Source organism: Xanthomonas cucurbitae, assembly GCF_002939885.1.
Classification (GTDB): domain Bacteria; phylum Pseudomonadota; class Gammaproteobacteria; order Xanthomonadales; family Xanthomonadaceae; genus Xanthomonas; species Xanthomonas cucurbitae.
In genome coordinates, this window is sequence record NZ_MDED01000114.1 from 1 (window position 1) to 850 (window position 850).

Here is an 850-nt window from a genome sequence, read left to right on the forward strand (position 1 = left end):
GCGGTGCCAGCACGCTGGTGGATGCTCGAAAAGGCGCGGCCAAGCACTGCCCGCATGCGCTGAGCTGCGTCGATAAGGAACGAATCATGGCCATCGCCAACCAGCCCGCTTACCAGAGCCTGCCCCCCTCGCAGATCGTGCCCCGGCTGGCAGATCAGGGGATTTACATCGCATCGGAATCAAGCATGTATCGCGTGCTGCGTGCGCGTGGGCAAGTCAATCGCCGTGGTCGCGCCGCCGCCCCGCGAACTGTGGCTAAACCGATGGCGGTGCGTGCCGATGCCCCTCGCCAAGTCTATGGGATATCACGTATCTGCCCTCGACGGTGAAAGGCCAGTTCTTCAAGCTGTATATGATCCTGGACGTCTACAGTCGCAAGATTGTCGGTTGGGAGGTCCACCACGAGGAGCTGGGCATCCACGCATCGGTGCTGATCGGGAAAGCCTGCATGCGAGAGCAGGTGGCGCGCGACACGCTGGTACTGCACGCTGACAATGGCGGCCCGATGAAAGCGGCAACGATGCTGGCCACCTTGCAGAGCCTTCATGTGACCCCGTCCTTCAGCCGTCCACGGGTGAGTGACGACAACCCTTATTCAGAGGCGCTGTTCCGCACGCTGAAGTACGCGCCGTCGTATGCGAGCAGGCCGTTTACCGACATCACCTGCGCGCGCAGTTGGGTGGCGGGCTTCGTGGACTGGTACAACAGCGAGCACCGCCACAGTGGCATCCGATTCGTGACACCGCACGAGCGCCATGAGCGTAAGCGTCCGCCAACCTCACCTATACAAGCAGCCAGCAGCCCGTTGGGATATCGCGTTCTTCCCAACGGATCTCCCCGATGTCTTCAA

At 61.8% G+C, this 850-nt stretch carries 2 pseudogenes; both read left to right on the forward strand.

Features of this window, described 5'->3' with window-relative positions:
- Positions 1-329: pseudogene (locus XcuCFBP2542_RS19885) on the forward strand (IS3 family transposase); the annotation flags it as partial.
- Positions 326-757: pseudogene (locus XcuCFBP2542_RS18970) on the forward strand (transposase); the annotation flags it as partial. The pseudogenes XcuCFBP2542_RS19885 and XcuCFBP2542_RS18970, both read left to right, overlap by 4 nt.
- Positions 758-850 lie beyond the last annotated feature (93 nt).